The 26,462-nt window shown below is 26.4% G+C and carries 22 protein-coding genes, 1 pseudogene and 1 riboswitch; of the genes and pseudogenes, 20 read left to right on the forward strand and 3 right to left on the reverse strand.

Annotated elements, in window-relative coordinates; genetic code table 11:
• Positions 1-7 precede the first annotated feature (7 nt).
• The 4 genes from ilvD to CLOACE_RS08075 all read left to right on the forward strand — a co-directional run bounded on the left by ilvD (position 8) and on the right by CLOACE_RS08075 (position 5,018).
• Complete coding sequence (ilvD, locus tag CLOACE_RS08060) at positions 8-1,663, forward strand: dihydroxy-acid dehydratase (protein ID WP_070110592.1); 1,656 nt, start codon at positions 8-10, stop codon at positions 1,661-1,663.
• A 22-nt stretch (positions 1,664-1,685) separates the two neighbouring features.
• The gene (gene ilvB, locus CLOACE_RS08065; protein ID WP_070110593.1) at positions 1,686-3,332 is read left to right on the forward strand and encodes a biosynthetic-type acetolactate synthase large subunit; all 1,647 of its coding nucleotides are present in this window, start codon (positions 1,686-1,688) and stop codon (positions 3,330-3,332) included.
• Positions 3,333-3,496: 164 nt separating this feature from the next.
• Positions 3,497-3,718, forward strand: a complete 222-nt coding sequence (locus CLOACE_RS08070; RefSeq protein ID WP_070110594.1) for a YdbC family protein — start codon at positions 3,497-3,499, stop codon at positions 3,716-3,718.
• Positions 3,719-4,148: 430 nt separating this feature from the next.
• Entirely contained in the window at positions 4,149-5,018 is an 870-nt protein-coding gene (locus CLOACE_RS08075) for an Abi family protein (protein ID WP_084027594.1), read from the forward strand.
• Positions 5,019-5,140: 122 nt separating this feature from the next.
• Here the strand turns inward: CLOACE_RS08075 and CLOACE_RS08080 are convergent, their stop codons facing one another.
• Positions 5,141-7,282, reverse strand: coding sequence for an ATP-dependent helicase (locus tag CLOACE_RS08080; protein WP_084027595.1), 2,142 nt, complete (start codon positions 7,280-7,282; stop codon positions 5,141-5,143).
• 190 nt (positions 7,283-7,472) lie between these two features.
• On the opposite strand from CLOACE_RS08080, the gene CLOACE_RS08085 reads away from it, so the two are divergent.
• From CLOACE_RS08085 to CLOACE_RS08155, 15 genes and pseudogenes are all read left to right on the forward strand, one after another.
• The gene (locus CLOACE_RS08085; protein WP_070110595.1) at positions 7,473-8,147 is read left to right on the forward strand and encodes a hypothetical protein; all 675 of its coding nucleotides are present in this window, start codon (positions 7,473-7,475) and stop codon (positions 8,145-8,147) included.
• Between the two features lie 297 nt (positions 8,148-8,444).
• On the forward strand, positions 8,445-10,202 hold the full coding sequence (locus CLOACE_RS08090; RefSeq protein ID WP_070110596.1) for a helicase-related protein: 1,758 nt from the start codon (positions 8,445-8,447) through the stop codon (positions 10,200-10,202).
• Between the two features lie 138 nt (positions 10,203-10,340).
• Entirely contained in the window at positions 10,341-10,685 is a 345-nt protein-coding gene (locus CLOACE_RS08095) for a YARHG domain-containing protein (protein WP_070110597.1), read from the forward strand.
• 40 nt (positions 10,686-10,725) lie between these two features.
• A complete protein-coding gene (locus CLOACE_RS08100) occupies positions 10,726-11,586 on the forward strand; it encodes a CPBP family intramembrane glutamic endopeptidase (protein ID WP_070110598.1) in 861 nt (286 codons plus the stop codon).
• 65 nt (positions 11,587-11,651) lie between these two features.
• Positions 11,652-12,002, forward strand: a complete 351-nt coding sequence (locus tag CLOACE_RS08105) for a hypothetical protein (RefSeq protein ID WP_070110599.1) — start codon at positions 11,652-11,654, stop codon at positions 12,000-12,002.
• A gap of 40 nt (positions 12,003-12,042) precedes the next feature.
• A complete protein-coding gene (locus CLOACE_RS08110; protein WP_070110600.1) occupies positions 12,043-12,231 on the forward strand; it encodes a hypothetical protein in 189 nt (62 codons plus the stop codon).
• 155 nt (positions 12,232-12,386) lie between these two features.
• Positions 12,387-12,977 carry a ferritin-like domain-containing protein gene (locus CLOACE_RS08115; RefSeq protein ID WP_070110601.1) on the forward strand — a complete coding sequence of 197 codons (591 nt, stop codon included), beginning with the start codon at positions 12,387-12,389 and terminating at the stop codon, positions 12,975-12,977.
• Between the two features lie 449 nt (positions 12,978-13,426).
• Positions 13,427-13,675 (forward strand): annotated as a pseudogene (locus CLOACE_RS08120) (HD-GYP domain-containing protein); the annotation flags it as partial.
• A 67-nt stretch (positions 13,676-13,742) separates the two neighbouring features.
• Positions 13,743-13,925, forward strand: a complete 183-nt coding sequence (locus tag CLOACE_RS08125; RefSeq protein WP_070110603.1) for a hypothetical protein — start codon at positions 13,743-13,745, stop codon at positions 13,923-13,925.
• A 147-nt stretch (positions 13,926-14,072) separates the two neighbouring features.
• Positions 14,073-15,368 carry an aminotransferase class V-fold PLP-dependent enzyme gene (locus tag CLOACE_RS08130; protein ID WP_242866430.1) on the forward strand — a complete coding sequence of 432 codons (1,296 nt, stop codon included), beginning with the start codon at positions 14,073-14,075 and terminating at the stop codon, positions 15,366-15,368.
• Between the two features lie 419 nt (positions 15,369-15,787).
• Positions 15,788-17,464 carry a LytS/YhcK type 5TM receptor domain-containing protein gene (locus CLOACE_RS08135; protein WP_242866432.1) on the forward strand — a complete coding sequence of 559 codons (1,677 nt, stop codon included), beginning with the start codon at positions 15,788-15,790 and terminating at the stop codon, positions 17,462-17,464.
• 4 nt (positions 17,465-17,468) lie between these two features.
• Positions 17,469-18,170 (forward strand): LytR/AlgR family response regulator transcription factor, encoded by a 702-nt coding sequence (locus CLOACE_RS08140; protein ID WP_070110606.1) that lies wholly within the window; start codon positions 17,469-17,471, stop codon positions 18,168-18,170.
• Between the two features lie 539 nt (positions 18,171-18,709).
• A complete protein-coding gene (locus tag CLOACE_RS08145) occupies positions 18,710-20,161 on the forward strand; it encodes a carbon starvation CstA family protein (RefSeq protein ID WP_070110607.1) in 1,452 nt (483 codons plus the stop codon).
• Between the two features lie 213 nt (positions 20,162-20,374).
• A riboswitch (cyclic di-AMP (ydaO/yuaA leader) is annotated at positions 20,375-20,501 on the forward strand.
• Between the two features lies 1 nt (position 20,502).
• Positions 20,503-21,267, forward strand: coding sequence for a LysM peptidoglycan-binding domain-containing protein (locus CLOACE_RS08150; RefSeq protein WP_070110608.1), 765 nt, complete (start codon positions 20,503-20,505; stop codon positions 21,265-21,267).
• A 272-nt stretch (positions 21,268-21,539) separates the two neighbouring features.
• Complete coding sequence (locus CLOACE_RS08155) at positions 21,540-21,872, forward strand: thioredoxin family protein (protein ID WP_070110609.1); 333 nt, start codon at positions 21,540-21,542, stop codon at positions 21,870-21,872.
• A gap of 122 nt (positions 21,873-21,994) precedes the next feature.
• Here the strand turns inward: CLOACE_RS08155 and CLOACE_RS08160 are convergent, their stop codons facing one another.
• The gene (locus tag CLOACE_RS08160; protein WP_070110610.1) at positions 21,995-22,891 is read right to left on the reverse strand and encodes a metal ABC transporter solute-binding protein, Zn/Mn family; all 897 of its coding nucleotides are present in this window, start codon (positions 22,889-22,891) and stop codon (positions 21,995-21,997) included.
• A 210-nt stretch (positions 22,892-23,101) separates the two neighbouring features.
• Between CLOACE_RS08160 and CLOACE_RS08165 the strand changes: the two genes are divergently transcribed.
• Positions 23,102-24,037, forward strand: a complete 936-nt coding sequence (locus tag CLOACE_RS08165; protein ID WP_070110611.1) for an AEC family transporter — start codon at positions 23,102-23,104, stop codon at positions 24,035-24,037.
• A 303-nt stretch (positions 24,038-24,340) separates the two neighbouring features.
• Here CLOACE_RS08165 and pepF read toward each other — a convergent pair whose 3' ends face one another.
• Entirely contained in the window at positions 24,341-26,143 is a 1,803-nt protein-coding gene (pepF, locus tag CLOACE_RS08170) for an oligoendopeptidase F (RefSeq protein ID WP_070110612.1), read from the reverse strand.
• Positions 26,144-26,462 lie beyond the last annotated feature (319 nt).

Genomic DNA, 26,462 nt, shown 5'->3' on the forward strand with positions numbered 1-26,462 from the left:
TGATAATATGAATAGTGAAAAAGTAAAATATGGTGTTACTAAAGCACCCCATAGAGCTCTTTTAAAAGCAACAGGACTTACAGATGAAGAAATAAATAAACCCTTTGTTGGTGTAGTAAATTCTTTTAATGAAATAGTTCCAGGACATATAGAACTTAGACAAATTGCAGAAGCTGTTAAAAAAGGTATATTAATTGCTGGGGGAACTCCTTTAGAGTTCCCAACCATAGCAGTTTGTGATGGAATTTCTATGAATCATGAAGGGATGAAATATTCACTTGTAAGTAGAGAAGTAATAACAGATAGCATAGAAATTATGACAAAGGCACATGGATTAGATGGTTTGGTTTTAATACCAAGCTGTGACAAAGTAGTGCCGGGAATGTTAATGGCAGCTGCAAGATTAAATATTCCAGCTATAGTGGTTAGCGGAGGACCAATGCTTGCAGGAAATCATAGGGAAAATAAATCGGATTTAACCACAGTTTTTGAAGCAGTAGGAAAAGTTTGTAGTGGAGTTATGGAATATGGGGAATTAAAAGAATTAGAAGAAAGTGCTTGTCCTACTTGTGGTTCTTGTTCAGGAATGTTTACTGCCAATTCAATGAATTGTATGACAGAAGCTCTAGGTATGGCATTACCAGGAAATGCTTCAATTCCAGCAGTTTATTCTGAAAGAAAGAGACTTGCTAAAAAAACAGGAATGCAAATTATGAAACTTATAAAAGAAAATAAACTTCCAAGAGAAGTAATGACAAAAGAAGGATTTCAAAATGCACTTTCAGTAGATATGGCTCTAGGCTGTTCTACAAATACAGTACTTCATTTAACAGCTATAGCTAAAGAAGCTGGGGTAGAAATTAATTTAGATAAAATAAATAGTATAAGTGAAAAAACTCCAAATTTATGTAGACTAAGTCCAGCAGGACATTATCACATGGAAGAATTTCATAGAGCAGGAGGTGTACTTGCTGTAATGAAGGAACTTTCAAAAGCTGGCTTACTTTACACCAATATAGAAACGGTATCTCTTAAAACAATCAAAGAAAACTTAGAAACAGTAGTTAAAGGGGATAAAAAAGTTATTGCAGATGTTGAAAATCCATATAGCACAACAGGGGGAATAAAGGTTCTAAAGGGGAATTTAGCACCAGAGGGAGCAGTAATTAAACAATCTGCAGTAGATGAAAAAATGATGAAAACTATTTCCAAAGCAAAAGTATATGATTCAGAAGAATCCGCAGTAACAGCAATTATAGGAGGAGAAATCAAAAAGGGAGATGTAGTAGTTATAAGATATGAAGGTCCCAAAGGAGGACCAGGAATGAGGGAAATGTTAACTCCAACTTCAGCACTGGCAGGAATGGCACTGGATAAAGATGTTTCTTTAATAACAGATGGTAGATTTTCTGGAGGGACTAGAGGTGCAGCTATTGGACATGTTTCCCCAGAAGCTTTAGAAGGAGGCACAATAGCATTAGTAAAAGATGGGGATTTAATAAGGATAGATATTGAAAGGGGAGAATTAGAACTTTTAGTTTCAAATGAAGAATTAAAATCTAGAAAGAAAGAACTAAAATTAAGGAAAAAAGAACTTACAGGATATTTAAAAAAGTATTCAAAAATGGTAAGCTCAGCCTCAAAAGGAGCAGTATGTAATTAAAACGTTAATGGAGGTGTAATAAATGAAGGGGGCAAAACTTTTATTAGAATGTTTAAAAAGAGAAGGAGTAGACACATTATTTGGGTATCCCGGTGGAGCGGTTATACCTTTATATGATGCACTATATGGTGATAAAGATTTTAAGCATATAAGAACTGCCCATGAACAAGGTGCAGTCCATGCTGCAGATGGATATGCAAGAAGCACTGGGAAAATTGGTGTTTGCTTTGTAACTTCAGGTCCAGGTGCTACCAATACTGTTACAGGACTTGCTACAGCATATATGGATTCTTCACCATTACTAGTAATAAGTGGACAAGTATCTACAGATTTATTAGGAAAAGATTCTTTTCAAGAAGTTGATATAACAGGAATAACTTTTTCTGTTACAAAACATAATTTTTTAATAAGAGATGTAAAAGATATACCAGAAGTACTACATAAAGCTTGTAAAATTGCAAGAGAAGGAAGACCAGGTCCAGTACTTATTGATGTACCTAAAGATGTATTTTTAGCAGAATGGGATTTTGATATGAGAAATTATAAAAATTTTAAACACAATCAATGTGAATTTAAGAAGAATAATGAAATGGAAAAAGTAATAGAAATTATAAACAATTCAAAGAAACCAGTTATATATGCTGGTGGAGGAGTAAATATTTCCAATGCTTCAAAAGAACTTTTGGCTTTTGCAGAAAAAGGAGATATACCTGTGGTAAGCACATTAATGGGGCTTGGAAGTGTTAATAGAAATCATGAACTTTCATTAGGACTTGTGGGAATGCATGGATTTAAAGAAAACAATATGGCAGTAGCAAATTGTGATTTGCTTTTAGCAATAGGTGCTAGATTTAGTGATAGGGTAATTGGGGACTCTGAAGACTTTGCATCGAAAGCTAAAATAGTTCATATAGACATAGACTCTAGTGAAATAGATAAAAATGTAAATGCAGATTTTTCATTACTCGGGGATTTAAAATTTACATTAGCAAAACTTGGTGAAAACATAAAAGAAAATAATCACAAATCATGGAGAAAAACTATAGAAAAATGGGAAATTCAAAATATTTCCAAGGAAAAGTTCCATCCTAAAAATATATTAGAAGCATTTAATAATAAACTAGGGGAAAATGCTATAGTAGCTACAGACGTAGGACAACATCAAATGTGGACGGCACAATACTGGAAATTTAATCATTCACATAGTTTTATAACTTCAGGTGGACTTGGAACCATGGGATTTGGACTTGGAGCAGCGATAGGGGCAAAAATAGGTAATAATAAGGATCAAGTTTTATTAGTAACTGGGGATGGAAGTTTTAGAATGAACAGTAATGAATTATTTACGGTTTCAAAATACAATATACCAATAACTATACTTTTAATAAATAATACAGTTTTAGGCATGGTAAGACAATGGCAAAGAATGTTTTTCGGAGGTAGATACTCAGAAACAGATAACAATTTTGTAGACTATGTAAAATTAGTACAAGCTTATGGCATAGAAGCACATTGTGCTAATAATATGGGTGAATTAAATGAAGTTTTGAACAAAGCAAGTTTAGGGGAAAAACCTGTATTTATTCAATGCAACATAGATAAAGACGAAAGTGTATATCCTATAGTTCCTCCAGGCAAAGCAATATACAATGTTTTAATGGAGGGATAATATAATTAAAAACAGTAAGCCAAAGAATAAAGTTTACTGTTTTTATTCAGCAAATTATATATAAAATTAATTTTATTAGTTAATATGATATAATGTATTTAAATTAAAAAAGGAAGTACGTAGGAATATAGTGAAATTATATTTTAAATTTGGAGGGAATTTAAATGGCAGATATAAAATATGAAATTAAAGAAAACCTAGGTGTTGTATCAGAATCACCAAAAGGATGGACTAAAGAATTAAATTTAGTTAGTTGGAATGGAAGAACTCCTAAATATGATTTAAGAGATTGGGCACCAAATCACGAAAAGATGGGCAAAGGAATTACCTTATCAGCTGAGGAATTAAAGGAACTTAGAGATATATTAAATGATATGGATCTCTAAAAATATTATTATTAGTGATGTAAATAAAAGAATTGCTTAAAAGGAAGAAATTAAAAGAATAAAAAAATTAATTTTTATATAGGAGTAATGAGTAACTATGACTAATATATTAATGTACTTAAATATTAATTAATATAATTATATATAAATAGATAAGGTTAGATATAAGGTGTTAGAAAAAGATAATACTATATAGCGTATTATTATGATGTTTAAAATGGGTATACAAATATGCATTTTTATAGTATCATATTCATACAGAACTCGTAAAGCCTATGTTTTAAAAATATGCTCAAATGTACGAGACGTTTGTTTTTAAAAGAACCTGCCAAGCCTCTTTGAAAATGCTCAAATAGGCGGGACGAAAGTTTATACCCACTGAGCAATTTGCTTAGTGGGTTTTTTATTTATAAACAAAGGATGTGTTTTAGTGGTAAATTTAAAAGAACCTAAAACTTTTCAAGAGCAAATAGAAATACTTAAAAACAGAGGAATGATAATTAATAACTTAGAGTATGCCAAGTTTATATTAAGAAATGTTAATTATTATAGGTTTACAGCATATCTTTTACCATATAAAAAAGAAGATGACTCATATATTGAAGGGACAACATTTGAAAAAATTTCATCAATATATACCTTTGATAGAGAATTTAGAAATTTATTAACAAACATTTTAGGAAATATAGAAATATCATTTAGAACATATGTAGCATATACACTAGCAATAAAATACGGAACTTGTGGATATTTAGATAGAAATAATTTTATAAATGATAGTTTTCATAAAAGATTTTTACTGAATTTAGAAAGAGAGAAAAATAATAATTCAAATAAACTTTTTATTAGGCATCATAATCAAAAATATGAAGGCAAACTACCTATATGGGTTGCTACTGAAATAATGTCATTCGGAATGCTGTCCAAGCTATATTCTAATATGCTTCCAGAGGATAGAACTTATATTAAAAATAACTTATGTAAAGTTAATCCAATATTGGTCAATACGTGGTTGCAATCATTAACACATATAAGGAATCAATGTGCTCATTATGGAAGGATTTATAATACAATATTCCCTATAATTAAAATAAAAAAGGAATATAAAGAATACAGTTTGAATAATAAGCAGATTTTTGCCTATATTGTTGCTATGAATCATTTGATTGCTGATAGAAAAGCATGGAATAAATTTTTTATAAATTTGCAAGGATTAATAAATGAATATAGCAATTATATAAATTTAGATTTAATTGGATTTCCTGAAAATTGGATTGAAATATTATCAAAAATTAATTAGTATAAAAATAGCATTAGTATTTTTTAAAAATAAAATTTTATAATTAAGATTCTTTAAAATAGGGAGTAATATCTTATTAGTTAAATAAGTGAATGTAAAAGCTATATACATTCACTTATTTCCTACAACACTTCAATCAAATGTTTATCACAACATAATTTATAAGAAAGCTTCTTAATAAGACCATTTCCGAAGTTTATAGAAAGAACATCCCCATCAATATTTATTAACTTTCCTACACCAAAGAACATATGTTCTATACTCATACCTTCCTCTAAAGGAATAAGTTCAACACCACTATTTATAGGTTTAACTTCTTCTTTATCAGACCGTTTATAAACTATGTTATAAAGCCTTTGCACAAAGGAGGAAGGAGGACATTTTCTGTTATTTCTTTTAGCAGGGTTTAGTAAATAAAGATTATCTTTTGCACGAGTTATGGCCACATACATTAAGCGAGTTTCTTCTTCCAATAAACTTTTATCTCCTTTATCAGCTTTTTCTTTACTATGGGGAGAAGGGAATACATCTTCAATTAAGTCTATTACATAAACTGTATCAAATTCTAATCCCTTAGAACTATGCATTGAAGATAAAGTTACTCCATTAAATTTATTTTTAAATTTACTAATATCCATTTTTTCTTTTAATAAATTTAACTTATCTTCTACATTTGCAAGACTTGTACAGGAAGATAATATCATAGTTAAAATAGATAATACTGTTTGTATGTTATCTATATTGTATTTAAACTTTTCGCAGTAATCCATCATATAATCTTCATAATTTAATTGAAATCTTATAAAATCTATAGCTTCATCTGCTGGTAGATCTGATAATTTCATAAATTTTTCTTCGAAGGATTTTAATCTATATTCAGCGGAAGAATAACTTGAATGACTAGAAAGGGTTTTGAAAACACTTTCTTTAACTTTTCTATTATATAATAAGTCCAAATCTTTTTTCTTAACATAGCTTTTCATTTTATAATATATTCTTTCAAAAGCATCTACATTTGTTAAATCAAAGGACAATTGAAAGAAAGATAAAATATCTTTAATTACCCAACTATTAAAAAATGAGGGTACAGAGTCTTTTATGTAAAAGGGAATATCTTCTTTTATAAGTCTATCCACTAAAGGAATAGAAGAAATGTTATTTCTAAAAAGCACTGCTGTTTCTTTTAAATTACCTTTTTCCTTTAATTCTTTTACTAAAAAGTCTATTTGAGCATATTCATCTGAAGGATTGATAAAATTGATTTTATTGCCATCTTCATTTTCTGTAAATAGCTCTTTACTATATCTATTTTTATTCATTTTAATAAATTCATTGGAGGTATTTACTATATTACTAGTACTTCTAAAGTTTTGTTGCATAAAAAATACTTGTCCATTTTTATGATATTGTTGTTTGAAGTTTAATAATCCCTCAGCAAAAGCTCCTCTCCAAGAGTAAATACTTTGGTCATCATCACCTACAATACATAAATTAAATTTGGGTTTTGCAATAATTTTTATTATTTCTTGCTGAATTTTACTAGTATCTTGACACTCATCCACTTCTATATAATCATATAAGTTTCTATAAAAGTTTAATATATCTTTATCATTATTTAGTATTTCATAACATTTAACTAACATATCATCGAAATCTAATAAATTATTTTTGCTTTTATACAGTTCGTATTCTTTATATATTTTCATAAAATTAGGTACAGGAAATTCATCTTTATAGTTTGTTGTATTTTCCATAGATACCATTATATTTTTTAAATAGCCTATAAAGCTAGACAATTCCTCTAATTTATCATCATTTATAAAATCATTATTATATTTAGTGTATATGTTTTTTAATAAAACAACTTTATTCACTGGAGAATTCTTAGATTCTATTATGGTATATCTTATGTTTCTTCGAAAAGAATAATTATTTATTACGTAATAAGCAAAACTGTGTATAGTAGAAAAAGCTACAGCTTCTTTTACTATGTTACCAAAAAAACTTTTAAATCTGTGTCGCATATCCATAGCAGAAGCTTTACTAAAACTAAGTCCTAATATTCTTTTAGGATTTACATTATGATTTAATATTAAATTTGCAGTTCTACAAATTAATGTAGCAGTTTTACCAGCACCAGGTACAGCTACTACAGCCATAGGTCCTTTAATGTTAAACACCACATCTTCTTGTTCTCTTGTTAAATTTATATTACAATTATCTTTTAAATAAGATAAAAATTCAATCCTATCTATTTTAAACACCTCTTTATATAGTTATATACTCCATTATAACAAAACATTTAATAAAGTTTATATAAAATGCTTTCTAAGAAATTAAAAAGTATACAATCATAGAAAATATATTTAATGTTTCTACTAATATAGAAAAGATATCAATTAATGTAATATTAAGTTATAATATTTATAGAATATTTAAAGTAGGTGAATATATATGTTAAAAAAAAAAAATATATTATTTTTAAGTATTATATTAATAATAGTTTTAGGTTTTATTGGAATACATATAAAAGACAAAAAATGTATTGCTAATAAAGCTAAAGATTTATCACAAACGGATATATTAGACATTAAAGAAAAGATGAATATTGTTATATCACAGAGTTATGAAATAATGAAAACAGGAAAAGCTGTAGATTATAATAATGTTGTTAAAAATCAAAAGCTACTTGAATTACTTAATAAAACTAATGAATTTAAAGTAGAGTGGTTTAAATTTATAGATATTAAGATACCAAGTTATAAAAGTGAATTAACTATAAAAAAAGTTCAACCATCGTATGACAATACCTATTTTATAGCTTGTAATTATGATGTTGAATTTAAAATAATTTCATCTGATGTGGTATCTAGTGCTAAGGATGAGTATGAATTCGAAGTTAAAAAGATAAATGGAAAATTTTATATAACTAAAATGTTAGATGTTCAACTAGACATAAGAGAAATGGATAAGAAACCACACAATAATATGAAAAAAGATTTCTCAAATTATAATAAGATACTTGATTCTCAAATATCTAGTACAGATGAAATTTTAAAAAATATAGATAAATACAAAAAAGAATTTAAAGAAGGAAAACTTGGATATAATAAAAAAATTTTAAAATAGGATTACTATAACTAAAAAACCCTCATTTATATAAAATGAAGGTTTTTTAGTTATAGAAATAAACTGCTGTTAATAATTGTTAGAAGTATATATAGTTTTGTGTAACTATAATTATTTCTTTATTTATTTCCAAAACTTATATTTATTATATATAATATATTGTTATTTATTTTATACTATAAAGTAGTTAACAACATATAGTAATAATTAATTTTAATTATTATTTGTATTTTATAAATCTTCAAAATAACATATAATATGAAAAGACGTATTATAAAAAGGTTTGGAGAGAGTTAAATGAAAAAGAGAACAATGGAGAGAAATTTTAGAAAGATAAAAAATCAAATATATCAAATAGAAGATATAGTAAAGAGCACAAAGACAGGCAACCTTTGGGAACATGAAGCGACAGTTAGAAAAAAATTAAAACAACTAAGACAATTTGAAACTGCTAATATTAGAGATTATAAATTAGTTTATGAAAGATACTTAGAACTTTTAAACTATATATCTGAAAGACTTATAGAGGGTTATAATAAGAAAAATGATACAAATTTTAATTTCCAGGAAATACTAGAGAATAATTATGAAACTTATTTAAGATCAGGTATTATAAGTGTATTAATTTCTAAACATATACCTAAAATGGTATCTAAAGAATTTGATAGGGTATTTCCAGAAAACCCAAAAGATGAATTTAGTGATGCTAGAAAAATAAAAAGAAAATTCTTTCTTCATTTAGGAGAAACAAACACAGGAAAAACTTATAATGCTATGGAAAGGCTTAAAAAAGCTACTAAGGGCGTATACCTTTCTCCTCTTAGAATATTGGCTTTAGAAAATTTTGAAAAGCTAAATAATGAAGGAGTTAAATGCAATTTAATTACTGGAGAAGAAGAAATGTTAGTAGAGGATGCGAAACATACATCTTGTACTATTGAAAAATTAGATATTAATGAAAATTATGATATAGCAGTTATAGATGAAATTCAAATGATTCAAGATGAACAAAGGGGAGATGCTTGGACTAGAGCTCTTTTAGGATTAAAATGCAGAGAAATACATATATGTGGTGCATTAAATGCCAAAGAAATATTATTTGATATAATAGAGGATTGCGGTGATGAATTAGAATTTAAGGAATACAAAAGAAACATTCCTCTTGAAATAGAATATAAAGCTTTTTCTTATAAAGATGCTCAAGTAGGAGATGCTCTTGTAGTATTTTCTAAAAAAAGAGTACTAAAATTAGCTAGTCATTATTCTAATTTAGGAATAAAGTCTAGTTTGATTTACGGAGATTTGCCTCCAGAAGTTAGAAGAAAACAATATGAGCAATTTGTAAATAAAGAAAGTGAGATTTTAATTACTACAGATGCCATAGGAATGGGAGTAAATTTACCTATAAGAAGAATAGTACTTATGAATATGAAAAAATTTGATGGAAATGAGATAAGATATTTAACTTCTCAAGAAGTAAAACAAATTGGAGGTAGAGCTGGAAGAAAAGGTATTTATGATGTAGGATATGTAGCTTCTTATGGAAATACTCAACAATTCTTAGAAGAAATGATTATATCAGAAGATAGAAATATTGAAGAAGCGGTAATAGGACCTAGTGAAGCTATATTAAAAGTTAAAAGCCTTCCTCTTAGAGAAAAATTAGCTCTTTGGAGTACAAGACAAGAGAAAGTTCCTTTTTATAGAAAAATGGATGTAGCGGAATATTTAATAATATTAGATAATTTAAAAAAGTATAAATTAGATGAAATAATTAAGTGGAAATTAATTAGAATACCTTTTGATGTTACAGATAATGAAATGATGTCTGCATTTTTAAATTATGTAGATGAAGTTTTTATAGCTAAGAAAGATTTTATAACTAAACCAACATATAGATATAAAGAACTTAATGAATTGGAATTATATTATCAAAGGATAAATTTATACTATTCATTTTCTAAAAATTTTGGCTTGAATTTTGATAAAGATTGGGTTTATGAAGAAAGAATGAAAGTAAGTGAATACATAAATACTATATTAGTTAATATATAACCATACTATCCAAATATATGATCAAAGTAAAAATTATGGTAAAATAATATTAAATACTCTTGTAAGTAAAGTAGGAATGATTAATAAAGGAGTTGTTGAAATGCCTTAACAGTAGGACTTGGTTCATATTATGTTTATATGAAAAAATTCAATTCAACTAAAATTGAAAATAACAATATAAATGTTTCTAAAGTGCCAAAATCTAATAAAGGTGAAAATATAAGTTCACAAGAAGATACAAGTAGCAATATAAAACCTACAGATTCTGAATTAAAATCTTTGAGTAAAGAAACTCTTAGTCTTGCGAGAAACGAGATATTTGCAAGACATGGATACATATTTCAAACAGAACCATATAAAAGTTATTTTAACAGTAAAACATGGTATAAACTTGATGCTAGTTTCAAAGGTACAGATGAAGAACTTAATGAAACAGAAAAATATAATGTTAAGTTAATACTTAAATATGAAAATAATAAATAAGTTTAAAATATAATGATAATTAACTAAAGGAGAATTACTTATGAAGACAAGAATGAATGATATTATAGTTAAAGTGAAGGAACAAAATATAAATTATAAAAATTTTTTATTTCCCATAATCATTTTTGGAATATTTATGCTTACATATGTTTTATCAATTATAGTAACTATGTCTAAAAATGAGTATAATTTTATGATTAGAACTTGGACATGGACAGAATATATAATTGGAATAGGTGCTGTAATAGTTATAGCTAAATATTATAAGAATATAAAAATAAATTATGTAGTTATAGGATTAATACTTACTTTAATTAGTTGTACAAGCCTTATAAAAAGAGCAGATTTAATTACTGGCATACAGGAAGCTGTTATTTTATTTTGTACATTTATAGGAGGATGTTTATTATCAAAAGAAAAAAATAGTATTAAATGTTCTCTAGTTGATAAAAAATTTGAGAAATCTCTATCATCAGTAATTATAGGAATTATATTTAGCATACCTTTATGTATAACAAATTTTATTTACTTTAGAATAGTAGTAGGATCACCTAAATGGGAAAACCCTATAATGTCAGCTTTTTTTGCATTACAACCAGGAATTGCAGAGGAGATAATTTTTAGATTTTTTGTAATGAATGTATTTATAGCTGTATTATCTAATAAATTTCAACCTAAATGGGTTATGGTAATAAGTATGTTCTTTGGTGTTATACCTCATAGCTTAGTTCATTTTTCACAACTTTGGATTTTAGCGCCATTAAATGCTATTTTCCTACTTATATCTACTAGTTTGTTATTTGGACTTCCAATGGCGTATCTACAATATAAAAGAGATTTGGAATGCGCTATAGCCTTTCACTGGTTTATTGATTTTATAAGATTTGTAGGGGGATATTAATTGAATATTTTTAAAGAATTTAGGATAGAATCAAATATAATCTGTAATTATTAAGTGGTGATTTAATGAAATACTCAAATAAAAGGCGTTCGCATATACACATAATAAAACAGTATATTAAGGAAACAGGTGAATACACTGGAACTAGGATAGTTATTTATATTAAAGGTCTAAAAGGAAAAAAGATTTATGATAAGGACAACTTCAAAATTCATAGATATAAAAATTCAAAAAGTAAGAAAAATAATAAATCTTTATGGACTATAGTACATTGCCCTATAGATAATGTTATAAAAAAACAAATGACTAATACTAGTGAAGATAATATTTATGTTATGCATCATACAATATATGAATCAGATAAATTGAAAGATAAGCAATGTGTAGATAGATTAATAAACAAAATTAAAATATAATTTTAATTAGTATAAAATAATTATATAAGAGGTTGTTATTATGGAAAATTTAAATTTAAAAGAAACTTTAGAAAAAGTAAAATCTTGGGCAAAAGAAGTAGGTGCTATGCAAGCAGAAAAAATAGAAGAAGAAGCAGGAGGTAATGTTATTACTTATGAAATGAAAAAAGCTAATGGAACTATGGGCATAAATGTAATTGCTGGTAATGAAAAAATAGTAAAATTTTAAAAAATAAAATAAATAAATTAGAAAATTATTATTAATAATAAACTTACATAAAAAGTATGCTGTTAAAAAAGTTAGCAGCATATTTTTTATGTAACATAAAAACCTGTTTTTCATATAATAGCATTGTGTACAAATTAAATATTGGAGGAAAGTAAATGAATTATATGATGAGTGAACACATGGGTGAACAAGGCATGAAATATGGAGTGAATTATTGTAAAAATGAAATATTTAAAAGAGCATTATCTTTAATAAAAGAAGCAGTACAAGGTGAAAAAAAAGATGAAATGGAATATCAAAACTTAATTAAAATGGCTCCAACTAAAGAACAAAAGGAAATAATTACTTCCATAAGAGACAATGAAAGAGATCATAGAAAATGGTTTAAAGAAATTTATAGATGCTATACTGGACAAAACATACAAGATGAGGATTATAGACATAAAAAGTATGATAAATGCAATAAATATGATAAAGAAGAAAAACCTAAGAGTTATATTGAAGGAATAAAAGATGCTTTATTTGGAGAATTAGCTGCAGTGGAAAAATATAGATTAATAATGATGGGACTTCCTTATGGAAGTTGTAGAGATTTAGTATTCCACATATTAACAGATGAAATAAAACATGCTATAAAATATAATTATATATTAACTATAAACTTATGCAGAGGAAAAGATAAAATGAGATGTAGCTATGATGAATGTTTAAATATAGATGATGTATATATACCAGAACAATTTTAACTATATATATAGGTTGTTGAATAAAAAATAATTGATATAATTTGCAGATAGAAAATAATTAAAAATAAGCTATATAAAAATAATAAGCAAGGTATTATAAAGAGAGTTTGTAAATAAGTCATTTCATTAAGAGACTCTAAGAATAAAAAATAAAAAAACTCCTACCCAATTTATGCCCCGTCCTTGGGGCGGAAATTGGCTCATCACGTCCTGTGATGAATTACGGAGTTTTTTTATTTTTTATTCTAAGAGTCTCTAAAATTCATTCAAATTATTTACAAACTCTCTTTATAATACCTTGCTTATTATTTTTATATAGCTTATTTTTAATTATTTTCTATCTGCAAATTATATCAATTATTTTTTATCTTCAATACATTAGGTTTACATTAAACAAATTAAACACTATAATTGAAAATGAAAATCATTTTCTTTAAAGGAGGTTTAACATGATAAAAAAAGTCTTTTCTCAAGTAAAAGAAGAAGAATTGTACCATGATATTATAGAAAGTTTAGTTACTGCTCTTGAGGCTAAAGATTTATATACTAAGGGACATTCAGAAAGAGTGGCAAATATGGTTCATGTTTTAAGTAAATATTTAGGTATAAAAGGAAAGAAATTAGAAATTATTCATATAGCAGCCCATGTTCATGATATAGGGAAAATAGGTGTTCCAGATAAAATTTTAAATAAAAAATAAAATTATTATATTTAAAACAGTATATTAATATTGCCTTTTTCATATTAAATAAAGAGGTGATATTATGATAGATTTAGAATCACTAGATTCTTGTGAAATTGCTGTTCTCGCAACCACTATAGCTTTAGGAATGGCTAAAGATAAAACACCAGATGAACTAAATGTGTTAGGAAATTTTGTAGTAGCTGTAGGAGGTATACTTTTGACAATAGCAGCTCTAGAACAAAGCCAGTCTGAAAAAAATTAAATTTTTAAATCTCATAAAAATCCTTATATTAATAAATTTTCGCCGCATTTACATAAAGTTTATTAATATTAAGATTTTTATGAGATTTTTAGTTACTTTTAACCACACAATTTAATATATATAAATAGAAGGGTTAAGGTGGTTAAAGTGTTTAATTATAGAAAATTAATAGTAGGAGCTGATACTCCTATTAAAATAGCTAACGGTCAATATGTAAAGTATGTAAATTTTGACAACGCAGCTACTACTCCACCTTTTATATCTGTTGTTGAAGATTTGTTGAGTTTTTTACCTTATTATTCTTCTATTCATAGAGGAATGGGAATAAAATCTCAAATTTCTACTAAAGCTTATGATGATGCAAGAGAATCCGTAGCAAATTTTGTAGAAATTGATGCTCGTAAGGCTTCTATAATATTTGTAAAAAATACTACAGAAGCTATAAATAAGTTATCAAATATGCTTTATGATAAATATAAAGGTGGAATAGTTATTTCTACTACAATGGAACATCACTCTAATGATTTACCTTGGAGAAAGTTTAATATAAAATATGTGGATGTAGATAAATATGGAAGACTTTCAATAGAGGATTTAAAATATAAACTTAAAAAATACAGAGGAAAAGTTGTTTTAGTAACAGTTACAGGAGCTTCTAATGTTACTGGCTATAAAAATCCAATATATGATATTGCAAGAATTGTTCATCAATATGGAAGTAAATTATTAGTAGATGGAGCACAGTTTGTACCTCATTCTCCAATTTATATGGGAGATGAATGTTCTGATAGTCATATAGATTATTTAGCTTTTTCGGCTCATAAAATGTATGCTCCTTTTGGAATAGGGGTGTTAATAGGATCAAAAGATGAATTTAATAGTTGTAATCCTGATTATTGTGGAGGAGGTACAGTAGATGTAGTAACTCATGATTTTGTTAAATGGGCATCTACTCCTGATAAAGATGAAGCAGGATCTCCAAATGTTATAGGTGCTGTAGCTTTAGTTTCAGCAATAAATACTTTACAAAAACTTGATATGAATTTAATTGAAGAATATGAAAAAAGCATATTGCACTATGCTTACAATTCACTTAAATCTATTCCTGAAGTTAAGTTATATTGTGATAATTGTAATAATTGCGTAGGAATAGTGCCATTTAATATAAATGGCATTTATCATGAAACTTTATCTAAGATACTTTCTTATGAATTTGGTATAGCAGTACGAAGTGGATGTTTCTGTGCACAACCATATATTCAAAAATTATTAAATGTGCCTATTGAAAAAACCATTAAAATGATGGAGGAACATGGAAGAAGACCTGGTATGGTAAGGCTAAGTTTTTCATTATACAATACTTTTGATGAGATAGATTATCTAGTATATGCCTTAAGAAAAATAATAAATTATAAAAATAAATATTTAGCTAAATATAATTAATAACAAAAAACAGTTATTTTTTATAGTACAGTATTATTTGATATTTGACATTTAACAATTGAAAATTGAAAAATGTCAATTAAGGAATATTTCTTTCCTGCATCAAAAAATCTATAATTAATATAGAAATTAGCAGTACAATTCCAGTAAAAATTTTATTTTTACTGGAATTTTGCTACTACAAACTCCACTTAATAAAATTAAAAATTTTTCGTAATATTAATGGAGAAAAATTCTCTAAAACTCTTAACTCTTAAATCTTAACTCCCAACTAAAAAAATTGCATCGCAATTTTTTTATATTATGTAATATAATATTTTTTGATTATATTATTAATAAAATATATAATATTAATGTAGATGTTATTACTACTTTATAGTGAAACTTGTACTATAAATTATAGTAAGGAAGGTTGAGGCTTGTTGATAGAAGTTATTAAAAATCTTATAAATAATCTAGGATACATAATACTAGTTGCATTTATATTATCTCGTCTTAAAATATTTAAAAAAATTATACAAAAAGATGAGTTTAATAAAGAAGAATTAATAATATTATCATTAGTTTTTGGTTCTTTTGGAATATTAGGAACTTATATAGGAACAGAAATAGAAGGAGCAATTGCTAATACCAGAATAATAGGTGTAATGGCTGGAGGAATACTCTGTGGCTACTTTGTAGGTACTACTGCTGGAATTATTGCTGCTATACATAGGTTTATTGTATATTCTAATAGTATAACTACATTACCTTGTGCTATTGCAACTATAATTTCTGGAATTTTTGCAGGTTTTCTGCATACAAAGGCACGAGAAAAAGACAGATGGGCTTGGGGGCTTTTAGGTGGAGTATTAATGCAAAGCTTAGAAATGATATTAATACTTTTAATAGCTAGACCTCTTACATCTGCATTTAAAATAGTAAAGAGTATATATATACCTATGGGTTTCACAAATGCTATAGGAATTTCTATATTAATACTTTTAATTGAAAATATATTTTATGAAAAAGATAGAATAGAAGCAAATCAAGCACAAATTGCTCTTGAAATTGCAAACAAAACATTACCTTACTTTAGAGATATAAATAGTGATTCTTATGATAAAGTATGTGCTATTATAAAAGAGTATATAGATGCTTCAGCAGTATCTATAATTAATAATGGATATGTTTTGGCTCATGTAGGATTAGGAGAAAAAGAGCATAAAGCAGGTAGTAAAGTTAATGATATGGTAATTAAAAAAGTTATTAAACATGGAGAACTATTAATATTAAATACCAATAAAGAAATGAAGTGTTTTGTAAATTGTTATGATTTAAATTCTTTGGTAATAGCACCTTTAAAAGATGGAAATAAAGTTATTGGAGCTTTGGAAATATATTATTCTAAAGAAAATTTTATAACTTCTAAAGTGAAAAATTTAGCAGTAGGATTATCACAGATTATGTCCACTCAATTAGAAATTAGTAAAATAAGTAAATTTAAAGAAATGGCTAATAAAGCTGAAATTAAAGCACTTCAAACTCAAATAAATCCACATTTTTTATTTAATGCACTAAATACAGTAACTTCTTTTATAAGAATAAATCCAGATAAAGCAAGGGAATTAATTATAAATCTTTCAACTTATTTAAGGTATAACTTAGAGTATGGAGACACACTTGTAGATATATATAGGGAACTAGAGCAAGTAAAAGCTTATGTAGAAATTGAAAAAGCACGTTTTGGGAAAAAATTAAATGTAATTTATAAAATAGATGATGATATAAATATTAAAATTCCAAGTTTAATAATACAACCTATAGTAGAAAATGCTATTAAACATGGCATTTTGATAAACAGCACTGGTGGTACAGTAAAAATTACAGTAGAAAAATTAGATGTAAATAGAGTAAAAATAACAATAGAAGATGATGGTGTAGGCATAGATAAAGAAGTTATAAAGTCTGTGTACAATGGAAAAACACAAAAAAATAAAATAGGCATGATTAATGTACACACTAGGCTAAAAATACTTTATGGCAAAGGTTTAAATATTGAAAGATTAAAAAAAGGAACTTGTATTAATTTTATTGTTTATAAAATAAAGGAGTGATGTAATGAATTGTATAATTATAGATGACGAATATCCATCAATACAAGAATTAAAATATTTTATTAGTAATTTTAGTGATATAAAAATAGATGGAGAATTTGAGGATGCGTTAACTGCTTTAGATTATTTACAAAAAAATAGTGTAGACATAGTTTTTTTAGATATAAGTATGCCTAAAATAAACGGCATGGAATTTGGAAAGATAATTAATAATTTTGATAAAAAACCAAAAATAGTATTTATAACAGCCTATAAAGAATATGCCATAGAAGCTTTTGAAGTTCATGCATTTGATTATATATTAAAGCCTTATTCTCAAGATAGAATATTAAATACATTAAAAAATCTTGAAAAATGCAATAATAATTCTTGTATAAGTAAAAAAATCACATTATGGAAAAATGAAAAATTAGTAGTTATAAATACTTCGGATATTCTTTATTGTGAGGCAAAAGAGAGAACTACTATAGTATACATAAAAAATGATAATTTTATAGTTAAAGAAAGCATTTCAAATTTTTTAAAAAAGTTGCCTCAAGTACAGTTTTTTAGAACTCATAGGTCTTTTATTGTAAACTTGGATAAAATTGTAGAAATAATTCCTTGGTTTAATAATACTTTTATACTTAGATTAAAAGGAATAGATTCTAAAATACCTGTTAGCAGAAATAATGTGCATAAATTTAAAGAAATAATGAATATATAATAATTAGATTGTGTAACAAAAAATGCTTAAGAAAATTTACAGATAAAAAACAATTAAAAATAATATGTATAAAAATAATAAGGCAACCTCATAAAGAAAGTTTGTAAATAATTTGAATGAATTTTAGATACTCTTAGAATTAAAAATAAAAAAACTCCGTAATTCGTCACAGGACGTGACGAGCCAATTTCCGCCCCAAGGACGGGGCATAAATTGGGTAGGAGTTTTTTTATTTTTTATTCTTAGAGTGCCTTAATGAAATGATTTATTTACAAACTCTCTTTATATGCTAGGCTTATTATTTTTATACAGATTGTTTTTTATTATTTAACTACCTAAAAAATGATTAGCATAAATATAATAAAAATAAACTAAATTCTAAATATTTTATTTATTTTAAACATTTTTACTTCTCATGCCTATATAAATGCATTTCATGTATGTATATAGGCATTTTATGAGTTATAATACTATTTTTATATTAATAGTATTATAATAGATTTAAAGTAAATTTTATCTATAAGTAAAGGAGGAGTTTTATGATAACGTTTTTATTATCATTATTAGCACTTATTTTAGGGTATGTTATTTATGGTTCTTTTATCGAAAAGAAGTTTGGAGCAGATGATAGTATTAAAACTCCAGCAATTAGACTTCAAGATGGTGTAGACTTTATTCCAATGTCAGGTTGGAGAATATTCATGATTCAGTTTCTTAACATAGCAGGACTTGGACCAATTTTTGGAGCTATTTTAGGAGCTATGTATGGTCCAGTAGCATTTTTATGGATTGTATTTGGATGTATTTTTATAGGATCTGTTCATGACTATTTTTCAGGAATGTTATCAGTAAGAAACGATGGAGCAAGTATTTCAGAAGTTGTTGGTAAATACTTAGGTAATAACATTAGACAGTTCATGAGAGGCTTTTCAGTTGTTCTTCTTATACTAGTAGGTGTTGTATTTGTTAAAGGACCAGCAGGTCTTTTAGGAACTTTAACTGGTAAGAGTGTTACTATATGGGTATACTTAGTTTTTGCATATTACATTGTGGCTACATTGCTACCAATTGATAAATTAATAGGAAAAATATATCCTATATTTGGAGCATGTCTATTATTTATGGCTTTTGGTATAGGTGGATACATGATAATAAAAGGAGCACCTATTCCTAATTTAACTCCAGATAATTTGGTAAATATGCAACCTAATCCAGTTAAAACACCAATATTCCCAATGCTATTTATAACTATTGCTTGTGGAGCTATTTCAGGTTTTCACTCAACTCAATCGCCACTTATGGCTAGATGTATTACTAGTGAAAGCCAAGGTAAGAAAATATTCTTTGGTTCAATGATTGCAGAAGGTATTGTTGCTTTAGTTTGGGCTGCAGCAGCTATGTGTTTCTTTGGAACAATAAATGGACCTGCTGGATTAAATGCTCAAATGGCAGCTCACAAGGGTAATGCTGCTTGGCTTGTTAATTTAATTTGCAATACTTGGCTTGGAAGAGCAGGTGGAGCTCTTGCTATACTAGGCGTAGTTGCTTGTCCTATTACTTCTGGTGATACTGCATTTAGAAGTGCTAGATTAACTGTTGCAGATTTCTTACATTATGACCAAAAACCTATGAAGAATAGATTAATGGTAAGTATTCCTATGTTTGTAGTTGGTTTTGTTTTAACAAGAATAGATTTTAATATAATATGGAGATATTTTGGATGGGCTAACCAAACTTTAGGTGCTATAATATTATGGACAGCAGCTATGTATATGGCAAAGGAAAGAAAAAATCATTGGTTATGTACAATACCATCTGTATTTATGACAGCTGTTTGTACAAGTTACATTTTAATGGCGCCAGAAGGATTTAAGCTTTCTGCTTCTATTGGATATCCTGTAGGAATATTAACTGCATTAGTACTTCTAGGAATATTTATGAGAAAAATAAAAAACATAGATGTAAGCAAAGACAATTCTATAAATGCTTAGAATAAAAAATCTTAGATATATTATAAAATAAGATAACAATATTATAACAAATTATATATTAATCATATAAAAAGAAGATATGCCTATATTGTTTATAATTAGGTATATCTTCTTTTTATATGATTAATATATAATTTGTTTTTAAGAAATATATTCCACGTTTTTTTCCAGTAATTTAATATGGACAAGTTCTATAAAAATATTGTAAAATAACCGTAAAATAAGCCGAATCTCCAAAAGGAGTACGAGGAACATTTTTTTGGGGTGAATCTTAATATTAAGTAGGGGATCCTCTACGCAAACTCGACAACTAACCTGGGAGGCAATATGGAGGGAAACATATGAAAAAATTTAAAATTATAAAAACATTAATTATGTCTGCTACAATAGCTCTTTCTATATCAAATGTGGCTTTTGCAGCAAATTATAAGGTTAAATCAGGCGATTCGCTTTATACTATAGGTAAATTGTTTAATACCACAAGTAATGAGCTAATGGCAAATAATAAATTAAAGAGCTCTTTAATTTATCCTGGACAAACATTAAAAGTTTCTTGTGCCACACATACTGTAGTAAAAGGAGACACATTATATTTAATAGCAAAGAAATATGGCATATCTCTTAATTCTCTAAGAGAAGCTAACAATAAATGGGGAAATTACATATATCCAGGTGATGTATTAAACTTACCAGGAATAAAACCAACTACTGAAAGTATTACACCAAAGCCAGTTATATCCTATACTCAAGCTGAGTTAGATATTTTAGCTAGGTTAATAACAGCAGAATCTCAAGATCAACCTTATGATGCTCAAGTTGGGGTAGGTGCAGTAGTTGTAAGCAGAGTAAAAAGTTCTACTTTTCCTAACACCATTACATCAGTAATATATCAAAAAGATGATAAATATTATCAATTTACACCAGTAGAAAATGGTTGGATTAATAAACCAGCTACAGCTACAGCAGTAAAAGCAGCAAAGGATGCTCTTAATGGTATAGATCCAAGTAACGGAGCATTATACTACTTTGATAAAAGTGCTACAAATAAGTGGTTATGGTCCAAGCCTATTAGAGCTAGAATAGGTGATATGATATTTGTATATTAATGAAAATTTAATAATATAGTAAAAACCCTATGCATTAAACTTAGAATTTTGTTAATAAAGAATATCATTTAACAAAGGAAGTTTATAAGCTTAGGGTTTTAATATATGTGATTTTAATTAATATTGATGTAAATTTTTGAAATAATATATTAAAATAAATATATTTGCAATTTAAACATATTTGTGCCATAATTATGTTTACATAATTAAAATTATGTATAAAAAATAAAATGTAAACCAAACAAATAGTATACAAGGAGGATTTTAAAGAAATGTTAAATTCACTAAAATCAATTGATAATTTCATAAATAAAAATAAATTTGCTTTAATATTTTTTAGCAGTAACAATTGCAGTGTATGTACTGTTCTATTACCTAAAATAGAAGAAATGATGAAAAAATATCCTGAAATAAAAATAAAAAAAGTATTAATCGATGAAATTAAAGAAGCTTCAGGAAAATATTCTATATTTACTGTTCCCACTATATTATTTTTTATAGATGGAAAAGAAATCATAAGAAATGGGAGATTTATAAGTGTATTAGAATTAGAAAAAAAAATAAAAAAATATTATAAAATTATAAAACTAGATTTAGGTTATTGAATTAAAAATCATTGATATAATTTGCAAATAGAAAATAGTTAAAACAGTTTCTATTAACTTTATAATTTAAACATAGCAAAAAAAGGAGTCAAAATCTAAAATTGGACTTTGACTCCTTTTTTTTATTTTTTTAAGGATTTATATACTTTTTCAAGGTTATCTTTCATACTTTCAATATAGTTTTTATTGTCTTCTTTACTTTCTATTGTGTATATTTTAACTGTTTTTGCTCCTACTTCTTTAGCTAAAGTTTCAGAAACTTTTGGACTTACCATATCTTCTAAAAATATAGTTTTAATTTTGTTTTGTTTGCAGTAATCAATTAATTCTTTCATTTTATTTGCACTTGGTTCGCCACTTGAAAATACATCTTCTATACTGTTTTGTTCTAATCCGAAGTCTCTACAAAAATAACCAAAGGCAGCATGACCAGTTACAAATTTTTTATTTTCTACTGTATTAAATTTTTCTTTATAATCATTATATAAATCGTCTACATTATTAGAAAAATCTTTATAGTTTTTTTCGTAAAAATCTTTATTCTTTGAATCAACTTTTATTAATGCTTCCTTTATGTTATTTGCTTGAATTTTTGCATTTAATAAACTTAACCATATATGAGGATCATAGCTATTATTTATTTTTATAGCATCTATATTCTTAGATGAATCTACAAATATTATATCTTTGTTATCTATTGAATCTTTGCATTTTTTAAGCCAACTTTCCATATTTAATCCATTGTATATAAATACTTTGCAATTATGTATTTGTTTTAAGTCTTTAATCTTAGGTTCAAAATCATGCGGCTCAGTACCTTCTGGAACTAAAGTCTTCACTTCTATTTTATCTTTACCTATAGCCATTGCAAATTCTTTAAGGGGATTAAATGTCACTATTACTTGTATTTTTTCATTATTATCTTCATTAGTATTTTCTTTAAATGAAGCTTTTTCGCAACTTGTAAAGCATAAGACAATAGCTATTATAGAAAAGAATTTCATAAATTTTTTAAACATCCTATCACTCCCATATAAATTATTATAGATAATGCAAATGATTTGCATTAAAACAATGATAGGATATTTTTAACAATTTGTCAAGGAAAATTAATATTAAGTTTACTTTTATAAACATGTATAATACTATATTAATATAATAAATCTCTTGCATAATTTTCATTTTAAAGTAAGTAGCTAATATTAACTTTAGTAAAGGAGACAACAAATATGATTGTATTAAATGCAGTAGAAAGTATATTTAGCATAGGAATTATGATATCTATAGGTTATGTTTTAACATTAAAAGGCTGGCTTAATGAAGAAATATCAAAAGTTTTTTCAAAATTAGTTATAAACATTTCTCTTCCATCTCTTATGATATATGATTTAATGAAATCATTTGATAGGAACAAGCTTTTTCATTTAGCAACAGGTCTTATTGTACCATTTTGTTCTATTGCTTTATGCTATATATTAGCAATATTAGTAAGCAAAATATTTAAAATAAAACTAGGAAGAATAGGCATATTTCGTTCCATGTTTTTTGTATCTAATACTATATTTATAGGTCTTCCTGTAAACTTAGCACTATTTGGAGAAAAGAGTATACCATATGTATTATTATATTACATAGCTAACACTTCATTCTTTTGGACTATAGGAGCTTATGGAATAAGTAAAGATGGCAATAGTAAAGCAGAAAATATTTTTTCAAAAGAAACACTAAAAAGAATACTATCACCACCTCTTATGGGATTTATATTAGCTATTATTTTAATTTTATTAAACATTAAATTGCCTAAATTTATAATGGATAGTTGCAAATATTTAGGCAATCTTACTACTCCTTTATCCATGTTATTTATAGGAATAACCATTTACTATGTAAATTTAAAAGATATAAAAATAGATAAAGATATGATAATTTTGCTAATAGGAAGGTTCTTAATATCTCCGCTTACAGTAATCATAGTATCTTATTTTTATACTATACCTGATCTTATGAGAAAAGTATTTATAATACAATCTGCTATGCCTGCTATGACTAATACAGCAATAATAGCAAAAGCTTATAATGCAGACTATAAATACGCTACAGTAATGACAGTAGTAACCACTATACTAAGCTTGTTTATAATACCTTTATATATGCTTGTAAACTAAAGAAACAAATGCTGGGAAAAGACTCATAAAAAAAATAAAGGCTGTAGCAGTAACAAGTAGGTTTATAAATAAATCATTTCATTAAGAACCACTAAAAAATAAAAAAACGAAAAAACTCCTACCCAATTTATGCCCCGTCCTTGGGGCGGAAATTGGCTCATCACGTCCTGTGATGAATTACGGAGTTTTTTGTTTTTTTATTTAAGTAGTTCTAAAATTCATTCAAATATTTATAAACCTACTTGTTACTGCTACAGCCTTTATTTTTTTTATGAGTCTTTTCCCAGCATTTGTTTCTTTAGTTTACATATCAATATTTTCTAGCATATCAAGTAATTCATTAAATCTATTTATTGTATCTTCTAAAGGTTTTGGTGTTGTCATATCAACTCCTGCTTTTTTTAGAAGGTTTATTGGGTAGTCACTGCCTCCGCTTTTTAAGAAGTTTTTATAATTTTCAGCAGCAGTTTTTCCTTCAGTTAATATATTTTCAGCAAAAGAATTGGCTGCAGCATATCCAGTAGCATATTGATAAACATAAAAGTCCCAATAGAAGTGTGGAATTCTAGCCCATTCTATGTCTATTTCTTCATCTATTACCATGTCTGGTCCAAAGTATTTAATATTTAAATCATGCCATATACCACATAAATCACTACTTGTTAAAGCATTTCCTGTTTCAATTTTTTCGTGAATTATCTTTTCAAATTCAGCAAACATTACTTGTCTAAATACAGTAGTTCTAATTTGCTCTAATTGTTGATTTATAAGGAATAATTTTTTATTTTTATCTTGTTCTTTTTCTATTAAATAATTTATAAGTAAACATTCATTAGTAGTTGATGCAACTTCAGCACAAAATAGGGTATAATCTGCGTATATATAAGGTTGAGTTTTTCTTGAATAATAAGAATGAATAGAGTGACCCATTTCATGTACTAATGTAGATACATCATTTAATTTGTTATTGTAGTTTAATAATATATATGGCATAGTGTCATAACATCCAGAAGAGTAGGCTCCACCTCTTTTGCCTTTGTTTTCATATATGTCTATCCATCCATCATTAATACCTTTTTTAAATATTTCTAAATAATCTTCACCTAAAACCTTCAATCCTTCTAAAGCTAAATTTACTCCTTCTTGAAATTCTATATTACTATCAGGAGTATCTATTATAGGAACATATAAATCATACATATGAATGTCTTCTAAATTTAATAGTTTCTTTTTAATTCGTACATATCTATGTAAGGATGATAGATTTTTGTTTACAGTATCTATTGTATTATCATATACTTCTAAAGGTATGTTATTTGGTTTTAAAGAACTTTCTAAAGCACTTTTATACTTTCTTATTTTAGAATTAAATACAAAGTTCTTTACTGATCCTGAAAGTGATGCCGCTATAGTATTTTTATATTTTGCATAAGTAGTAAATAATGCATTAAATGCTTGCTTTCTTACTTCTCTATTTTTAGAACGAATATATATAGAATAGTTTTCTTCTGTTAAAGGAACTTCATTATTATTTTCGTCTTTTATATTAGGGAAAGTTATATCTGCATTTGTAAGCATTGAAAAAATATTTTCTGGAGATTGCATACAATCTGATACTAAAGCTAATAATTCTTCTTGTTCTTTGCCTAAAACATGAGGTTTTAATTTTAAAATATCTTTTATATAAAATTCGTATATTTTAAGTTCTTCTGCTTTTTTTATACCATCCAAAACTGCATTTTCATCTAAAGATAATAATTCTGGTACAAAGAAAGCCTTATAGTTTCCAAGTTCAGCAAAGTAACCTTCTATATTACTTTTTATAGCTTGTTGAGTTGTATTTGCAGTATTCTCATCTAATTTACAATGTGCATAAACATATAGCTTCTCTGCTAACCTAGATACTTTTTCATCTAACTTTAAGTATTCCAATAATTTATTAGAATCATTTAATTTACCTTGATACTCTTTTAATTTTGGTGCTATTTCTTTTAACATTTTAAAGTATTTCTCAAATTCTTCGTTATTTTCATAAACTTTTTTTATGTTCCACTTGTACCTTTCTGGTATATCTTCTCTATTTTTAATAGTATTTACATTATCCATATTTGACCTCCTAAATATAAATATTATAATTAGTATTCTACATACTATTTTATAATATTTATAGATAAAATAGAATTAAATTGTTGAATAAAAAATAATTAATATAATTTACAGATAGAAAATAATCAAAAATAAGCTGTATAAAAATAATAAGGCAGCCTCATAAAGAGAGTTTGTAAATAAGTCATTTCATTAAGACACTCTAAGAATAAAAAATAAAAAAACTCCTACCCAATTTATGCCCCGTCCTTGGGGCGGAAATTGGCTCATCACGTCCTGTGATGAATTACGGAGTTTTTTTATTTTTTCTTCTAAGAGT

It is taken from the genome of Clostridium acetireducens DSM 10703 (genome assembly GCF_001758365.1).
GTDB classification, from domain to species: Bacteria; Bacillota; Clostridia; order Clostridiales; family Clostridiaceae; genus Clostridium_C; species Clostridium_C acetireducens.

Bases quoted from the DNA above. Each gene is read 5' to 3' on its own strand.
- ilvD (WP_070110592.1), top strand. From the start codon at position 8: ATGAATAGTGAAAAAGTAAAATATGGTGTTACTAAAGCACCCCATAGA.
- ilvB (WP_070110593.1), top strand. From the start codon at position 1,686: ATGAAGGGGGCAAAACTTTTATTAGAATGTTTAAAAAGAGAAGGAGTA.
- CLOACE_RS08070 (WP_070110594.1), top strand. From the start codon at position 3,497: ATGGCAGATATAAAATATGAAATTAAAGAAAACCTAGGTGTTGTATCA.
- CLOACE_RS08085 (WP_070110595.1), top strand. From the start codon at position 7,473: ATGTTAAAAAAAAAAAATATATTATTTTTAAGTATTATATTAATAATA.
- CLOACE_RS08090 (WP_070110596.1), top strand. From the start codon at position 8,445: ATGAAAAAGAGAACAATGGAGAGAAATTTTAGAAAGATAAAAAATCAA.
- CLOACE_RS08095 (WP_070110597.1), top strand. From the start codon at position 10,341: ATGAAAAAATTCAATTCAACTAAAATTGAAAATAACAATATAAATGTT.
- CLOACE_RS08100 (WP_070110598.1), top strand. From the start codon at position 10,726: ATGAAGACAAGAATGAATGATATTATAGTTAAAGTGAAGGAACAAAAT.
- CLOACE_RS08105 (WP_070110599.1), top strand. From the start codon at position 11,652: ATGAAATACTCAAATAAAAGGCGTTCGCATATACACATAATAAAACAG.
- CLOACE_RS08110 (WP_070110600.1), top strand. From the start codon at position 12,043: ATGGAAAATTTAAATTTAAAAGAAACTTTAGAAAAAGTAAAATCTTGG.
- CLOACE_RS08115 (WP_070110601.1), top strand. From the start codon at position 12,387: ATGAATTATATGATGAGTGAACACATGGGTGAACAAGGCATGAAATAT.
- CLOACE_RS08125 (WP_070110603.1), top strand. From the start codon at position 13,743: ATGATAGATTTAGAATCACTAGATTCTTGTGAAATTGCTGTTCTCGCA.
- CLOACE_RS08140 (WP_070110606.1), top strand. From the start codon at position 17,469: ATGAATTGTATAATTATAGATGACGAATATCCATCAATACAAGAATTA.
- CLOACE_RS08145 (WP_070110607.1), top strand. From the start codon at position 18,710: ATGATAACGTTTTTATTATCATTATTAGCACTTATTTTAGGGTATGTT.
- CLOACE_RS08150 (WP_070110608.1), top strand. From the start codon at position 20,503: ATGAAAAAATTTAAAATTATAAAAACATTAATTATGTCTGCTACAATA.
- CLOACE_RS08155 (WP_070110609.1), top strand. From the start codon at position 21,540: ATGTTAAATTCACTAAAATCAATTGATAATTTCATAAATAAAAATAAA.
- CLOACE_RS08160 (WP_070110610.1), bottom strand. From the start codon at position 22,891: ATGTTTAAAAAATTTATGAAATTCTTTTCTATAATAGCTATTGTCTTA.
- CLOACE_RS08165 (WP_070110611.1), top strand. From the start codon at position 23,102: ATGATTGTATTAAATGCAGTAGAAAGTATATTTAGCATAGGAATTATG.
- pepF (WP_070110612.1), bottom strand. From the start codon at position 26,143: ATGGATAATGTAAATACTATTAAAAATAGAGAAGATATACCAGAAAGG.